The organism is Noviherbaspirillum saxi (assembly GCF_003591035.1).
Taxonomy (GTDB): domain Bacteria; phylum Pseudomonadota; class Gammaproteobacteria; order Burkholderiales; family Burkholderiaceae_D; genus Noviherbaspirillum; species Noviherbaspirillum saxi.
Map to the genome: position 1 here is coordinate 1581136 of NZ_QYUO01000002.1, position 15965 is coordinate 1597100.

At 52.7% G+C, this 15965-nt stretch carries 16 protein-coding genes; 3 read left to right on the forward strand and 13 right to left on the reverse strand.

What is annotated here, in order from left to right:
• Nucleotides 1–14: 14 nt before the first annotated feature.
• The 7 genes from D3871_RS22795 to D3871_RS22825 all read right to left on the reverse strand — a co-directional run bounded on the left by D3871_RS22795 (nt 15) and on the right by D3871_RS22825 (nt 8003).
• Nucleotides 15–788, reverse strand: coding sequence for an alpha/beta hydrolase family protein (locus tag D3871_RS22795; protein ID WP_119771303.1), 774 nt, complete (start codon nt 786–788; stop codon nt 15–17).
• A 143-nt stretch (nt 789–931) separates the two neighbouring features.
• Nucleotides 932–2056, reverse strand: coding sequence for a YbdK family carboxylate-amine ligase (locus D3871_RS22800; RefSeq protein ID WP_119771304.1), 1125 nt, complete (start codon nt 2054–2056; stop codon nt 932–934).
• Between the two features lie 4 nt (nt 2057–2060).
• Nucleotides 2061–3245 (reverse strand): cation:proton antiporter, encoded by a 1185-nt coding sequence (locus D3871_RS22805; protein ID WP_119771305.1) that lies wholly within the window; start codon nt 3243–3245, stop codon nt 2061–2063.
• Between the two features lie 340 nt (nt 3246–3585).
• Complete coding sequence (locus tag D3871_RS22810) at nt 3586–3978, reverse strand: hypothetical protein (protein WP_119771306.1); 393 nt, start codon at nt 3976–3978, stop codon at nt 3586–3588.
• A gap of 729 nt (nt 3979–4707) precedes the next feature.
• Nucleotides 4708–6042 (reverse strand): ATP-binding protein, encoded by a 1335-nt coding sequence (locus tag D3871_RS22815; protein ID WP_119771307.1) that lies wholly within the window; start codon nt 6040–6042, stop codon nt 4708–4710.
• Nucleotides 6042–6701, reverse strand: a complete 660-nt coding sequence (locus tag D3871_RS22820) for a response regulator (RefSeq protein WP_119771308.1) — start codon at nt 6699–6701, stop codon at nt 6042–6044. The genes D3871_RS22815 and D3871_RS22820 overlap by 1 nt, the downstream gene beginning before the upstream one ends.
• 657 nt (nt 6702–7358) lie before the next feature.
• A complete protein-coding gene (locus D3871_RS22825) occupies nt 7359–8003 on the reverse strand; it encodes an MBL fold metallo-hydrolase (protein WP_119771510.1) in 645 nt (214 codons plus the stop codon).
• Between the two features lie 178 nt (nt 8004–8181).
• Here D3871_RS22825 and D3871_RS22830 point away from each other — a divergent pair, with 178 nt between their 5' ends.
• Entirely contained in the window at nt 8182–8415 is a 234-nt protein-coding gene (locus tag D3871_RS22830; RefSeq protein ID WP_119771309.1) for a hypothetical protein, read from the forward strand.
• A 227-nt stretch (nt 8416–8642) separates the two neighbouring features.
• Here the strand turns inward: D3871_RS22830 and D3871_RS22835 are convergent, their stop codons facing one another.
• Both D3871_RS22835 and D3871_RS22840 read right to left on the reverse strand, forming a co-directional pair.
• Nucleotides 8643–8831, reverse strand: a complete 189-nt coding sequence (locus D3871_RS22835) for a hypothetical protein (RefSeq protein ID WP_119771310.1) — start codon at nt 8829–8831, stop codon at nt 8643–8645.
• A gap of 247 nt (nt 8832–9078) precedes the next feature.
• Nucleotides 9079–9624: an SRPBCC family protein gene (locus D3871_RS22840; protein ID WP_119771311.1), complete on the reverse strand. Its 546-nt coding sequence runs from the start codon at nt 9622–9624 to the stop codon at nt 9079–9081.
• A gap of 464 nt (nt 9625–10088) precedes the next feature.
• Between D3871_RS22840 and D3871_RS22845 the strand changes: the two genes are divergently transcribed.
• Nucleotides 10089–10406 (forward strand): hypothetical protein, encoded by a 318-nt coding sequence (locus D3871_RS22845; protein ID WP_147376876.1) that lies wholly within the window; start codon nt 10089–10091, stop codon nt 10404–10406.
• Nucleotides 10407–10512: 106 nt separating this feature from the next.
• Here D3871_RS22845 and D3871_RS22850 read toward each other — a convergent pair whose 3' ends face one another.
• From D3871_RS22850 to D3871_RS22870, 3 genes are all read right to left on the reverse strand, one after another.
• Nucleotides 10513–11559, reverse strand: coding sequence for a polysaccharide biosynthesis/export family protein (locus D3871_RS22850; protein ID WP_119771511.1), 1047 nt, complete (start codon nt 11557–11559; stop codon nt 10513–10515).
• 926 nt (nt 11560–12485) lie between these two features.
• The gene (locus tag D3871_RS22865) at nt 12486–12770 is read right to left on the reverse strand and encodes a hypothetical protein (protein WP_119771315.1); all 285 of its coding nucleotides are present in this window, start codon (nt 12768–12770) and stop codon (nt 12486–12488) included.
• A gap of 205 nt (nt 12771–12975) precedes the next feature.
• Complete coding sequence (locus D3871_RS22870) at nt 12976–13389, reverse strand: hypothetical protein (protein ID WP_147376877.1); 414 nt, start codon at nt 13387–13389, stop codon at nt 12976–12978.
• Nucleotides 13390–13709: 320 nt separating this feature from the next.
• Here D3871_RS22870 and zwf point away from each other — a divergent pair, with 320 nt between their 5' ends.
• A complete protein-coding gene (zwf, locus tag D3871_RS22875; RefSeq protein ID WP_119771317.1) occupies nt 13710–15179 on the forward strand; it encodes a glucose-6-phosphate dehydrogenase in 1470 nt (489 codons plus the stop codon).
• 86 nt (nt 15180–15265) lie between these two features.
• Here zwf and D3871_RS22880 read toward each other — a convergent pair whose 3' ends face one another.
• A complete protein-coding gene (locus tag D3871_RS22880; protein ID WP_119771318.1) occupies nt 15266–15898 on the reverse strand; it encodes a DUF2242 domain-containing protein in 633 nt (210 codons plus the stop codon).
• Nucleotides 15899–15965: the final 67 nt, after the last annotated feature.

Sequence of the window (15965 nt, forward strand, 5' to 3'; positions counted from 1 at the left end):
TGTCGACGCCGGCCTTATTCCTGTGCCGGGTCGGCAATATAACGCCTGCTCCATGCAGCGATGATGTCGGCCACGTAGAGCGCGTCGCTGCGTCGTGTGAGCAGGTGATCAGCGTCGTCAAGCGAAATAAAGCTTTTCGGATGCGGAGCGGCAGCAAAGATACGGGTTGCATTGTTCAACTTGACCGTAGCGTCTTTAGGTGAATGCATTACCATCAGTGCTGCACTTAGCGAGTTGACCTTTGACAGCAAGCGCTGCCCCGCGAGATCGTCCAGAAACTGGCGTTTGATCCGGAACGGCCGTCCGGCAAGTTTTACTTCCGCTTCCCCATCACGTTCTATGTCCCTGACCTGGGTTCCAAATTGTGCGACGACATGAGAAGGATCGCTTGGCGCCCCTATCGTGACGACACCGCGTACCTCCGGAACTAGCGATGCCGCGGCCAATACCGCTGCGCCGCCAAGACTATGCCCTATCAGCAGTGTTGGCGCGCGATGCTTGGTCCTCAAGTGGTTTGCGGCGGCGAGCAAATCCTCCAGATTCGATGAAAAGTTCGTATTGGCGAACTCTCCCTCGCTGGCACCGAGTCCAGTAAAGTCAAAACGTAATACCGCAATGCCATGGCCGGTCAATGCCTGTGCAATACGGCTTGCCGCAAAGATGTCTTTTCCGCAGGTGAAGCAATGCGCAAACAGTGCAAACGCACTGGGCCGACCATCCGGTAAGTCCAGCCGTGCAGCAAGTGTTTGCGCCGAGCCACCAATAAAATCGAATCGCTCACTCGTCATTGATTCCTCCGGCCACGTTTGTCCGTCATCACAACTTATATACAAGTCCAAGTCGGGCGATCATCATAGCAGGCGCATCTATGACATCGGTATGGACGCAAAGCATGTATCGAAGCGTCTGCCCGGCTTCTGCCTGTAGGCACTTAAGGCGTATCTTGACGAAAGCGGCGAACCGAAGCATTGACGACTCCTTCGGTGCTTCCGCTGCTCGCCCGCTGCTGCCGCAGAAAGGTAGCATCGCTGCCTTCATGCGACGTCTTGTAGATATGTTCCAGCGCCGGCAGGCAATCCAGTTGCGCTGCAAAGGGCTCGATCTTGCGCAAGGTCGTCAGAATATCTTCGCGCACCGACAAGCTTTCGTGCGTCTGTGGATGCACGATCGTTCCATCGAGCCCAAAACGGCATGCCTGAAAACGATTGTAGTTATAGACGAGATAATCCTCTTCACGCGGCGCAGGCTCGGTCCCCTCACGGAGATAACTGCATAGCGCTTGCAGATAGCAGGCCAGCGCCGCGGCCCGTTCGACCGTCAAAGGCGTGTCGCAGACACGCAGTTCAATCGTGCCGTACTCCGGCTTGGGTCGGATATCCCAGTAAAAGTCCTTCATGCTCTTTACGATTCCGGTGCTTTCCATCTTGGAGAAGAACTCGGTGCGAAAGGCGTCCCAGGAAAGCAGAAACGGCGCTCGACCGCTGAGAGGAAACGCGAAGACAGAATTCAGACGTGAAGAATTGAACAAAGTATCACGGCCCTGAAAGTATGGCGACGATGCCGACAGTGCGATGAAATGCGGAACGAACCTGTTGAGACAATGCAAAAGGTTCAGCGCCTCGTCGCCGGATCCGCATCCCACATGGACGTGCTGGCCGAATATGGTGAACTGCTTGGCGAGATAGCCGTATAGCGTGGACACTTCCTTGAAGCGCGGTTTGGAAAATATCTTGCGCTCCGACCATTTCTGGAATGGGTGCGTGCCACCCCCACAGACACCTACATTGAGCATGTCGCCAGCATGAACCAGTGCATCGCGGATTTCGCGCAATTGCGACAGTAATCCGTAGTAGCCAGTGTGTATGTCGGTCGATACCTCGATCATGCTTTCGGTGATCTCAGGTACGACGTTTCCTGGAAAGCGTTTTCGAGCAAGCAGGGCAAGCATGTCCGGGCTTGCGTCGACAAGATCGAAATCGCTCAAACTCACAAGCTGGAGTTCAAGCTCGACGCCGAGCGTCAAGGGTTTTGACGTGCTGAATGGCTCAAGCGGCATGCTGCTACTCCTCCCTTTCCGATGTCTCGCCCGCAAACCGCAACGCCAGCAGCGTAAGAACTGGTCCGAAAACGGCAAGCAGCAGCGTCGCTGCGGCCAGCGGCGCAAGCTGGTCCATCAGGTCGACCCCCATGGACCTGGTCTGCACCAACAGGCCGATAACCAATACCGACATCGGTGACATTGCGATACCGGTCAATGCTCCCTTGCGCCATGTTGTTCCGCTCAGGCGAGCAAACAGCATGGCTCCAAACAATTTCGACATAAAGCGCGCGGCCAACAGTGCGAGCGCAATATGAACACCGGTAACAATTCTTGGCCAGGCCAGCGTCGCACCGATAAATACGAAAAGAAGTACGGTAAGCAGATCGCCCAGCACACCGAAATTTCGCTGGGCCTGACCAAGCGTCACACGCCGATGACGGACAACAAATCCAAAACTCAGCGTCGCGACGATAGCGGAGACCTTGAATGTCTGCGCCAGTGCAGCCAACAGGATTACTGCGATGGCAAATGCTATAGTCGCATCCTGCCCCAGGGTGCCCAATTTGCGCAACAATGCGGGTACTGCGTAACCGAAAGCTACCCCGATGGCACAGGACGCGCCTAACACAAGCAGGCTATTGGAGACCGCGCCCCAAATGCTACCGGAGCTTTGAAACGACCAAAGACCGACAATCAGATTAAAGACGAACACAGCAAAAAAACAGTTGAGTGCAGCCATGTGCAGCACACGCTCGGTGACTTGGCCTGAACTACGCTGTTCATTGACTACACGCAAAACTTCGGCAGGTGACGTGGAGACCGCCAGTGCGGACACCAATAGTCCGGGTAATCCTTGCATTCCTAACGAAGAAACCACGACATATACGAGTACGAACGTAATGACTGATTCCACCACACCGCTCGCGGCGATCCACCAGTTGGTCCGAAGCCAACGCAGATTGATTCGATATGCAAACTCGAACAGGATAAGTCCGAAGGCCATGTTGGCAATCAACATGATTGAACTGTCGCTGGGCCGCGGCAGCAATCCTGTCTGTGCATAAGACAGGAACATGCCTGTCAGACTGTAGATACTGATTCGTGGCAGGTTGGTGCCCCTATGGACGAGTTCACCCAGTATCCATGCGACTGCCACTGCCAGCGGCCAGACAAAATCCACGCTAAGTGGAAAAAATTCGGTCATGCATCCTCCATGCGTGTGGATCGAGCACTACTGCTCACGCCGCGTCGCAAATTCGCATTTATTAGGATTAAGATCAAAAACGAGCCATAAACTCTAATGCCCTTATGCAATATTCATCCCCATTCCCAGACCGTCAGCAGACCATCAGTAAACATCCCCTGCTCTCTCTATAACACGCTACCGTTTTCCTCCGAAAGGCGGTCGGAATTTATGTAGATTTTCTGATAGCGCAAGATCGCCCATGCGGCAACATAGAACGGCTCGTGCATATTCCAGGTACGGGAATTGTTCCGTCGAATGGATGCAATGTCCAAGCCTGTGCAGGCAAAAGCGTTCTGTCCTATTTCCCAATCTTGCCTGTCGCCGCTGATGCAGTGGACGTCACAGGACCATGCATGTTCGCGGAATGAATCAGATTGCTGATCTCAACCAGATGCTGCGCATATGTACTTGCAAGCTGGTCGATAATGACTGCTACTCCCGGCTTCGATGGCGCATAGCAATGGAAACCGGGTAATCCCTCGATCTCCTTTGTCAGACCAGCTTGATGAAGTTGGTTTAGAACGTCCGTCGCTGCGCGCTCGGTCATGTACAGACGCTTCGCCAGCCTGCTGCCGTCCCATGGATGCTCGGCTTTGGCCCTGATCAATAGCATTGCCTCAAGAAATGGAACAGAGGGAATCGTTCCCAGGATGAACTGTTTTACTTCATCCGGGATGTAATTTTGCTGCATAAAACATTTCCTTACTTCTGCACCATACCTTGGCCTCTCATACTTGTCTTTGCGCAAATTGTAGCTAATCGCCTATAGAAGATCGGTCTAGCATGGGAATACAAATCCGCGGCACGAAACCATCAAACTTTTATCAGCGTGAAAAGTATGTCGACTGTCGCCAAGGTTCAGGTTCGTGCTATTAGTGAGATCATCGCCGGCGGTTCAGCGAGTTGGCACTGCTTGCAATCGAAGAATCTGCTTGAGAAGTTTCCCAAAACGACTGAAAAAACAGTCCGTCCGGACTGGCCGGAGCGGACTGAAAGGATTCCAGACTATATATCTGTCGGTAATTTATTCCGGCTGCCAATACACGAACCTGTCATGCATGAACAGCGAATAAAATCGACTTGACAGCAACATAGCCTCACCTGAAAAGGCAATGCGACCGGTAAACGCATGTCCTCTGTTGATATTTGCCATCTTGCATCAAGAAACTTAGGCGAGACTTAAACCGAGGAAATATGTATTTTATGTAAGGCTCAAAGTGCGGCACAGGTATTTTCAAATGCAAAAAAATGGTGCAAAATCCGTTTGCAGTTAAAAATCCATATCCGAAGAGAGTGGGAGACAACAGAAAGCCCGTGTCCGAAAGACGCGGGCTTTCCCTTTGTAAATCCGATTTTTTTATGGAACTATTTCTGCCCCAAAGAAATACATTCTATATATCTTCGGACAGCCGCACCCTGCTCAAGCAGGTGCGGATTCGCTTGTTTCTGCCATAGCGGCTGACATCATGATGTCCACCTTTAACCCACCAAGCCTTGAATGTCCTAAGTGTACCGTTGCGTCATGACGGTCTGCGATTGCCTTCACAATTGCAAGACCTAAACCACTGCCTCCTGCGCTAGTCCCGGGCACGCGATAGAATCGGTCGAATACGCGCAATCGATTCTCTTCCGAAATACCGGGCCCGGAATCCTCCACTGTCAGCATGACCCTTGCGTTTTCGAACGAGATTGCGATCGCAACTGTTCCATCATGCGGTGCATATCGGACCGCGTTGTCGATCAAATTGCGAATCATGATGCGCAATGCTTCAGCATTGCCTGAAACGCTGATGTCGGCCACATCGCCAAGTCGAATTTCCACATTGCGAGACGACGCAAGCGGACCGACATCCGAGATGGCATTTTCCATGCAAGCCGAAAGTCGAACCGGTGCCTGTGGCGGAGAATCCGAAAGCGGGTCTTGCCGTGCAAGCGCAAGCAATTGCTCCACCAGTCTTGATGCACGCTCGACCCCGCCTTGCAGGCGCGCCACGGCCTGTGTGCGCGCAGCTTCGTCCTTTGCCCGCGTCAGCGTCTGTAGCTGCAACTTCAGGGCGGTAAGCGGGGAGCGGAGTTCATGGGCGGCATCGGCCACGAAATGCTGCTGCGAACGCAGGGCATTGGCCATGCGCCCGAGCAAGGAATTGAGTTCGGCAACCAGCAGCGAGACTTCGCGCGGCACGCCTTCATCGGAGACAGGCGCAAGCGAGTCGGCATTGCGATGCGCGAGATCGTGGCCGATGCGGTTAAGCGGGCTCAGCGCGGATGTAACAACCCACCATGCTACGGCAAACAGCAACAGCGATACCGGAATGATGGGCCACAAGGAATGTACGGCCAGCGAGATGGCACGATCGCGCCGTGTCTCCATTTTTTGTGCGACCTGAATCCGTCTGGCCTGATGTTCGATCGCATAGACGCGCCAGTCACCGTTATTCAGCGATACGGTCGAAAAACCGACTTCGGCCTGCTGCGGAAGGAACAGATACGGGCGTCGCTGAAAAACCCTGACACCGTCATCGCTCCATATCTGAATCACGAAATCGAAATTGGTACTGGGCTTGGACGAGGTATACCACTCGGTATCGTCAAGACCGGTGTCCTTGAGTGCGAACGCCATCTGCTTCATGTGGTAGTCGAACAGCTTGTTCGCCTCCTGCATCGCTTCGCGCAGAGAGACGGCAAACTGGAGCGCGGCGGACCCCATAATCGCCACGCCCAGCAGCAGGATGAGCCTTATACGCAAAGACCGCATCAGTTTTTCTCTACCATGTAGCCCAGGCCGCGGACATTGATGACGAACTGTTGCCCCAGCTTTTTTCGCAAGCCATGTATGTACACTTCAATGGCATTACTCTCTACGTCTCCGGCCCAACCGTATAAGCGCTCTTCCAACTGAGTGCGTGAAAGAATGGCGCCTGGCCTTGCGACCAGCGCATCGAGAATCGCCCATTCGCGCGAGGAAAGCATGACCTGGCGATCTGCAATCATCACTTGACGCGTTGCTGCATTAACCAGCACTTCACCATTGCGATACACCGAATCCGTATTGCCTCGCGCGCGCCGCACCAGCGCATGCAGACGCGCAATCAGTTCTTCGAGATCGAACGGTTTGATCAGGTAATCATCGGCACCAGCCTTGAGGCCAAGCACCCGCTCGGGTACCGTGTCGCGCGCAGTTACTGCCATGACCGGAGTGCTGTCGGACCGGGTCCGCATCGCGCGTAACAGCTCGATGCCATCTTTTCCAGGCAATCCAAGGTCGAGCAGAACTGCATCGTAGGTTTGTGTGGCAAGCGCAGCGTCGGCTGCATTTCCGTCCCTTACCCAATCAATGGCAATACCCTCTCCATCCAGTGCAATCTGGATGTTTTCACCGATCATTACATCGTCTTCCACCAGCAGGATTTTCATAATGCCATCAATTCAGCCTCGTCGCGTCTGTAGCAACAACCCGGCAGATTGTAGTGGCGGTCGCAGGCGCGCGGCAAGCGGAGTATTGCCGTTCTACACGGAACGGCCTTCTTGGAACGCTCGAATACTGCGATGTAGGAATACGTCTATGGCTAACCATAGACGTATTTGAACAGACAAAGAAGTCTACGCGACGCTCAGCCGGAGCTGGCAATTTGAAGGAGGATTACACATGCATGATGCGGCCTGGAGGCTCACGTCACACACAGAAATTTCAGAAAAATTATCTGCGCCCGAATCGTCCAAAGCGATCACGGCGCTCCAATTCGATACGTTGTACCCGCGGACTTGTAACAACAGGAACACACTTGACCTCGATTCCAGTCATTCCCGTTTTGCCGCTTACTTGTGCAGACTTCTCAACAATGTTCTGTACGAAAAAGTTTTGTGCCATACGCCCCCCCAATGTAATTCCCAGTCAAAACGACGCATGCCCGAGTTGCGAACGTCGCAGTTCACATGCATTGCGCAGTGGAAGTGTCGCATGTGATTCTTAAGCCAGGCTTAGGAATCAATTGAGGTTTAGCAATAGTACTTGTTCATGCAGCAATATCGCTCGGATGATACGCATCAGGTCTCGACAGTAGCGTCATGGAATTATCCAAATCGCATGTCGGCCACGAAGGGATTGTTCAACCGCTCATGCCCGAACGAAGACGTGGGTCCATGGCCTGGTATGAAAACAACATCATCGCCAAGTGGCCAAAGCTTGTTGCGTATCGAATCGATCAGGGTTTGGTGATCGCCACGCGGAAAGTCGGTACGCCCGATTGAGCCTTGAAACAGCACGTCGCCGACCAGCGCAAGGCGTACACCGCGATGGAAATAGACCACGTGACCAGGCGTGTGACCTGGGCAATGCAATACCTCCAGTGTCTGATCGCCAAACTGTATCGTATCGCCATCCACCAGCCAGCGATCAGGCTCGAAGACTTCCGCCGGCGGGAAACCCATTCGTCGCGTAGCCTCGTCAAGCTGGTCGAGCCAGAATTTATCTTCCTTGTGCGGGCCCTCTATAGGTACACCGAACTCTTGCCGGACAAGACCAGCACCGGCGCAGTGGTCCAGATGCGCATGAGTCAGCAATACCTTTTCGAGGACAACCCCGAGTTCTTTGAGAGCCGCGCAGAGTCGAGGGACTTCACCGCCAGGATCGACAATTGCGGCACGACCCGTACTTTCACAAACCAGAATGCTACAGTTTTGCTGGTAGGGGGTGACGGGAACAATCGCGCATTTCATAACAAAAACCTGAACTGGATAAAGATCGGAAGTATGCCATGCCGCAACCGCTTGCTTCCACATATGCCAGATAGGAGAAAAAATGTAACCAAGCATGCATGTGGAACATGCTGCGCCTACCTTCCTTTCCTTGGCTAATGCGCTATAAATAAGGGATGTGTCAGGCGCGGAGCGAACCATGAAAACGACTTTTCACGAAGTGGAGCTTGGAAAAGCAGTCATACAGAACGCCACCGATTTGGGAACCGAACAATTGGTGGTTACCCTGCATCCGGAAAATAAGGCGGCTATTCAGATTCAAATCCGGCAGGACACCAATGGCGGCACTCCGACCTCAAGTTCAATCGCGATCAATCCACACGGCCTTGAACAGCTGGTTCGCTGGTTGCGCGAAGAAGGCGCATTGTCATAAGGTATAAACCGCCGGAAATGATGAGCAAGCGCTTGTGTCCTGCATGCAAGCGATGGCGGAAATTTTGCCCCGATCCATGATATTGGTATACGAAAAGTTTGCCAGTTGCGATATGACTCTGCGTGCTTTTTATGCCAGAAGCACTTTGCAGGATTGAGCGTCGATACGACTATGTGCGCGGCACATGAACGAGCGTCGTCCATGTTGCCGATACTCGATATTGCTTGTCACCAGAGATCGGATTCGGCCAGTTTTCTTTCCGCCGCACGGTCCTCAATTACCCGACGGCGTAATACCCTGGCATACATCAAGTGCTGATGCTGTTGAGCATCCATGGGAGGTTCGGTCATGATTTCCTTCAGGGTCGCGGGCGAATCATTACCTTGAGAAGGTTTAACAAACGGTTTGGTATGCATGGTCACTCTCTCAACTCCTGTTTTTTGCAGTCGAATACCTGTGGCGCAATAACCGCAGTTAGAGCCAATTCGGCCTGAACGCGTCAGCCGAGGCCGAACTGGACTCTGCATCCATTGTCTGCCATGCGGAGAAAATTTACCATACCATGCGCATGGGACATTTCTTCTCACCGCCAAAATGCCTTGCATTAAAAGAAACAAGGGGCTTGTAACCCCTTGTTGATTCCAGCATCACATGTCTTTTGTCTCAATGTGGAGCTACAGAGCCGCGCCAGGCACCGGTTTCCGTACCTTGACTTTCCAGGAGCTGTTTGAAACGCTTCAAATTACCTTGCGCCTGCAACTTCACCATTCCCAAGGTATCGCCGATCTGTTCATCCATGCCCTGAGGCTCATAATCCATCTGCAGCATGATGCGTGTGGTCGAGTCGGAAATCTTGTGGAAGGTCACCACACCTGCATTTCTGGCCCCGCTGATACTACGCCATGCAATGCGTTTGTCCGGAATCTGTTCAGTGATTTCGGCGTCCCATTCCTCTTCCTTGCCTGCGACATCGGCACGCCAATGCACATGCGTGTCATCGAGTTGCCGGACTTCACGCACGCTGTCCATGAACCGTGGGAATTGCTCGAATTGGGTCCACTGATTATAAGCAGTGCTGACCGGGACATTGACGTCAATTGAGACCGTGGTCGACGATGTCAGTCCGGATCCGCGCGACTTCTTCATCTGTTTTGATAACAGCACGCCACCTACTGCAAGCGCGGCGACCGTTACTATTCTGTTTAACATAGGAATCTCCTTTGGGTGAGCGCTTAAGATTGAAAGCTATGGTGCCCATACATATGGGTTTTACTACCTACGAAAACGTACCTCGCAGCGTAATCCACTACATAGCTTGTTGATAAACACCCAATCAAAAAGTTCAGGTATTGCTTGAAGTTGCCGCAGATGCATTAGCAACAATTAATGCATAAACGACAATTTTACTTCGGTCGAATTTAAGATTCAAAACTGCACATTGTCTTTTTATCATTATTTTTGTGTTGCTGAAGTAAACAAAAGAATAGTCTGTGACTAATGCGCCGTTACATCATGTAACACTCGATTGGTCAACGATTTCCAAAGACCGTTCGTTTTGACAAGACGGGACAAAGGACTTACCGGCACCCAACGTAGACCAAACAAATTGATTGTCGATTTGAAAATATACAGTTGGTCCCATAGTCCATGCCTTCGGAATAATAAATGGAGAAATGATGGAAATCAGTCGAATCAGGGAACAGCTTGCGCGCGTTGAGCAATCTATAGAGGCAGCCCGGGAAATGTGCGAACGCAATACGCAAAAACAGGTATATGCCTCGCTGACAGCGCTTAATCATGATTCCACGGAATTGAAATACAGTCTCGGCGATGAAAGACATGATGCAGTCGTACGGGATCATATTGATCACTTGCGCACCACCGGCGAGTTCCTTATGCGCACTTCAGAGCGCCTGCAACACAAGGACACGAGAAAGGCCCTTGTACAACTTCATGACGAACTGTTCGTGCTCGTCAATTACCTGCAATAAGCCTTGAGCCTTGGTATCGAAGGGCATCGCGGTCCTTCGATACGATTCAGCGAAACACGCCTGCAATCCTGGCGCATAGGACTGGTTTCACCGGGATGACTAGGATTTACTTGAGCGGATTAAGTACGCCGACTGCAGACGACAAGGCACTCGGCAGAATCAACGATATCGTGCGATTCCAGTTGGCGAGCGGCGTTGCGGCCACGTACACGACATCTTTCGGTGACAATTCGAATCCCTCGGCCATTGCCATCGCACCAGGACTACGTCCATCCAGTTGATAGACGATTTGTCCCGTAGCGTCCTTTCTGATCACGTATATCTGACTTCCATCGCCACTCAGAGGATTGACTCCACCCGCCTCTCCCAATGCTTCATTCAGTGTCAGTCGACCGTTATACATGGCGAGCGCACGGGGGCGCACGACCTCGCCGGCAACAAACACCTTGCTTTCCTCGCGTGAGCGTATGCGCACCACGTCACCATCGGCAAGCAGGATGCTGTTCGGGTTGACCCCGCGTTGTACAAGTTCGGGAAGATTGATCTGATAGATGATGCCGCCGCGATTGACCAGTACCTGACTTTGATCTCCGTCGCTCATGACCCCACCGGCTCGATTAATCGCTTCAATCAGTGTCATCGGTATGTCGTTGATCGACTGCAGACCGGGATTGCGTACCGCACCGTCAATATAGACCCGCTTGCTGCGGAAAGACAAAACTCGCAGCGTCACCTTCGGATGCCGAAGATATTTCGATAGCTTGGTGACCAGCAGGCTGGTAGCCTGGTCCTGTGTCAGGCCGGCGACCTTAAGCGGTCCTGCATAGGGAAACTGGACCAGGCCTTCATGATCGACAATGAATCCGGGCGGGGGCATCGCTGTTGCCAATGTGGCTGCATCGGCTCCGCTACCCGTTGCGCCTCCATAGGATGTCGTTGCAGCATTTGACAGTTCGGGATGATCCCATACCACGATCGAGAGTACGTCTCCGCTATCGATCGTGTAGGCAGAGGGTTTGCCAAGGAGACGGGAGATATCCTGCGATCTTTGCTGTTCGCGCCGTTCAAGTTCGGCCTTCACTAATTGCGGTGTAATGGTCTTGAGTTCGGTATCTATCTCGTCCCGCCCGCTGGATGTTGCAGCATGTGCCATGCTTCCTGCGCCGCCGCGGTCGTTGCTGAATCTTGCCCCGGAAGGCCCGGAGGCACAAGCCGCAAGCCAGACGGATAACATGGCGATACCTGTGGACTTCAGTAGTGTTCGGACACGGCGCTCCATAAGCTTTCTCCAGTTGATTCGTCAGGCTGTATATTGCGCAACAGGTTAACGCGCCATACAGCCTTCCTCCACCATGTCTACCATGGACACGAAGCCGATTCTGCCGTGAAGGCAAATCCATGATCTACGACTCTACGATTGTTGAAACCGTTGGCGTTGAGCAGCGTCAATGCATCCCACGAGCAAAGCAGAAGTATCGACGAAACGACGACCGGATCAAGGCGATCCATTGGAATTGTGGATGGAGGAGGACTAAGGCGCCGTGCAGGAGCGATGAACAGGTGTTTAAACCCGATATACGGACGGGCAATGAAGGCCCACGACCGATCAAGCAATGTGATCAGTAGCGCATGCCTTCGCGTGCAATTTGTGCGTGAAAGCGGAGCTCTTCTTCATCGGACAACGCGTGAGTCAGAAAAATGGAATTGCCGTCACCAATGGCGACCAGGCCGCAATGCGGACACGTAACGCGCCCTCGTTCCGCAAGAGTGTCGAGATCTGCACTAAAGCAATTCACTTGAAATGGCCTGCCGCAGAGTTGATTGGGGCAACGGCGGGTTGATCGGGACATGGCAGTTTTCTATGCATCAACGATGCACCCAATACTACTGCGAGGACACAGAAAAAAAATCCCATAGAGATGGGATTTTCGGTGAACCGGTATGTGAACCGGTATTTTTACTACCGCACTATCGTGACTTTACCGCCCGCCAGGAGGCATATTGATTGTCCGCAATATTTACATCCAGACAATCTAAAACGCGTCCAAATTTGTTCGCTAAAGTAAGCCATCGTTGTTTTTAGTGAAGACGGATACGTCTTGCGACAACGAGGTTTCTTAGTTCCCATGTGCTGAAGTCTGAAATCTCCAGCATCTGTAGCAACAAGCGCGGTTCCAGTTTGATTGCCTTGCGACGCAATTGACCGACTGTCGTGACGGGAAGTCCAAGCGCACTGGCAAACTTTTCATCATCATCGAATCCCATTTCATTGATAAGGACTTCGATTACCCCGTTCGGATCGCTGTACAGTTCAGAAGATGGAAGCATGGCCTGAATATCATTCTTGTATATCTGTCTGATCACCAGAAGTCGGCTGAACCGGATCCGGTGATTTCCCTGAGCGTAACTTAGCATACGGCAGGCTGATTTCAGCCAAGCGATGACAGCGTGCTAATGGGTCTGTTGCACGCGGTAGACATTGAATGCATCTCTGAATCTGTCATGAACGCTTGAAGAATTGGGAGCGTATCTACTTCACTCTATCTGAGCCTGATTTGTTTCTCTTTCTCTATTCCTGATCCTTGAACGGCGATCTTCGTTGTGTGACCCGTTCCCTGATCCATTCTATCTTCGGACTCGTGGCGATATCAGCAATCACGGCGCCATAGTTCGCTTGACCATGCACGGCGTTGCTATCGTTGGCCACTTCGTAGTCAATGACATAGCTGACAAATACCCGATTCGACTGCGGATCGGGATTGATGTATTCCACGATTGCCAGTCGATATGTGCGTGTCGGCCAGCGACGGACATATCGTTCGACATCCTTGACGATGTGCGCCTTGTCGACGATACCGTGATCATAGTAATCCACACCCGGCGCGAAAAACTCGGCCTGCTCTGTCGGTGTCTTTGCCGGATCAATGAACCTCTGCAGGAACGTGTTGACTTGTTCGACGGTCTCCTGAGTAACAGGCTCCACGGTGTCCGTAGCTGTGGCGACTGTATTTATGGATCCCAGGCACAGAAGGGGAAAGAGCCATGCGAAGACGGAGCGAATGCGAAAGCACATGATTTTTCAGGCATGCGGGCTTGTCGGGTGCCATTAGAGTGATCGCTTCCGCGCTACAGTTCCAGCATGCATGGCGTCGGTAGAAGATTTGCATGCAAGAGTTTTATTTACACCAGACTAAAATTTACACCAACCAAACGCAGCCAATCGCATTTTTCATATCGCTTGCCTTTAGAATGATGGCTTGTCGATCAACCATTGCGGTACAAACAACGTTTCCTGCTCTTACCATGCCTACATCAACTTCCGCGTCCGACTCTTCGCTTCCGCTGGACATGATCATCTTCGGCGGCGCCGGCGACCTGTCCATACGCAAATTATTGCCTGCACTGTATATGGCGCATTTGCATGGAAATCTGCCGGCATCGACACGCATCATCGCGATTGGTCGCCATGCCTATGATCGTAGCGGCTACATCGAGTTTGTGCAGGAACAATCGCAGCCTTTCATTGAAGCAAAAAATCTTGAACCGGCGGCATGGCAAGCCTTCCTTGGCCTGCTCGACTATATCGCGCTGGATGTCACCGACGCGTCAGGCTACGCCCAACTGGCCAAGAAATCGCGGCCAGGCGTCGAACGCGCTTTTTATCTTGCCACCGCCCCTACCCTGTTCACAGCCATTTGCGACAATCTTGCTGCCTGCGGACTGGTCGACAGCAACAGCCGGGTAGTGCTTGAGAAGCCGCTCGGACAGGATCTCGCATCAGCCCGTGAAATCAATGTTGATGTGGGTCGTCATTTCAGCGAATCACAGATTTACCGCATCGACCATTATCTCGGTAAAGAGACGGTACAGAACCTGATGGTGCTTCGCTTCGGCAATGGCATCCTGGAACCGTTATGGCGTGCACCCAATATCCGCAGCGTTCAGATTACCGTAGCGGAAACCGTCGGCGTCGGCAGCCGCGCCGGTTTTTACGACGGTACCGGTGCGTTGCGTGACATGGTCCAGAACCACCTGTTGCAATTGTTGTGCATCATTGCGATGGAGCCGCCGGTATCGCTGGATCCCGATGCAGTACGTGATGAAAAGCTTAAGGTATTGCGATCGCTGCGTAGGATGCGGCTTGGCGATATCGCGCGCGATACGATACGCGGTCAATATCTTGCGGGTGCGGTCAATGGCGAAGCCGTCAAGGCTTATCGTGACGAAACCGGTGTGCCGGCGGACAGCCGTACCGAAACTTTTGTCGCATTGCGTACGTATGTCGATACCTGGCGCTGGGCGAATGTGCCGTTTTTCCTGCGTACGGGCAAACGTATGCAGAAACGCCTGTCACAGATCGTGATCGAATTCGCGGATCCGCCCTTTTCCATCTTTCCCGATGCGCCTCGCAGTTCGGCAAATCGCCTGCTCATTCGTCTGCAACCCGAAGAGTCGATACAATTGCAGTTGATGGCCAAGCAGCCCGGCAGCGGCATGCATATGCTTCCGGTCAGCCTCAATCTCGACTTGCAATCGGCATTTGCACAGCGGCGCGCGGAAGCTTATGAGCGCTTGTTGATCGATGTCGTCCGCGGCAGACTTACGCATTTCATGCGGCGTGACGAACTGGAGGCAGCCTGGTCCTGGGCAGATCCGATTCTTGAGGGATGGCAGGAACTGGGCGAGCGCCCATTGCATTATTCCGCTGGCAGCTGGGGACCGGATGCATCGGCTGCCCTGCTGGCAAGGGAAGGGTTCAGCTGGATCGAATAGGACTACCAAGCCGGCCGGTTGAGTATCATCGGCCAAAGGTTTCCTGCGTCGGAAGAATCCGGCAAACGAATATCAGAATCGGATTATCAAGATTGAGCGGGGATTGATGTAACAGGGTCCAGATAGCGCTCGACCAATTCAAAAAATTGGCTGTAAAACTGCTTACTTGGAATCGTCTCGGTTCCGACCTTGACCAATGCATCGTCACTGGATCCGAACGGCAGGGAGATCGAGCCGATTGCGCCCACACCCAGGCTGGCCGAATTGCTGCTTTTGCGTAGCGAATACCGGTCACGTACTGCATTGGCGAATACCGTGGTGCTATTGCTGCCTTCGCTATTCGGCGCGCAGACCACATGGAATTCGATCTGGGTATGGGTATCGGTCTCGGGTTGAAAATATTTGCGGCCCTTGACGAGGGATTCAGTCGAATCCCCAATGACATAGCCTTGGCTGAGAAGTGCGCGGCGCGCAGCCTCGCAAGTACGTTCCGGTGTACCGGGAAAACTTTGCACGTGCGATCCGGACGACAAGAATTGCTCGGACTGCAATGCCGCAGGTTTCATGTTTGCACAGCCACACAGCGCCGTCATGAGCATAACAGGAGCGATCAGACTGGAAGAACGTAGCATCTTGGATATCAGGAAGTCGACTAAGCTGGAATATTGACCTTGGCAAGCGCCATCATATTTGCGTTGGCGCCAGAAGTCGATGGGCAAGGCCTGAAAGACGAAAAAGGCGACTCCGGGAATCCGGAATCGCCTTGAAATGCCTATACAGTGAGAA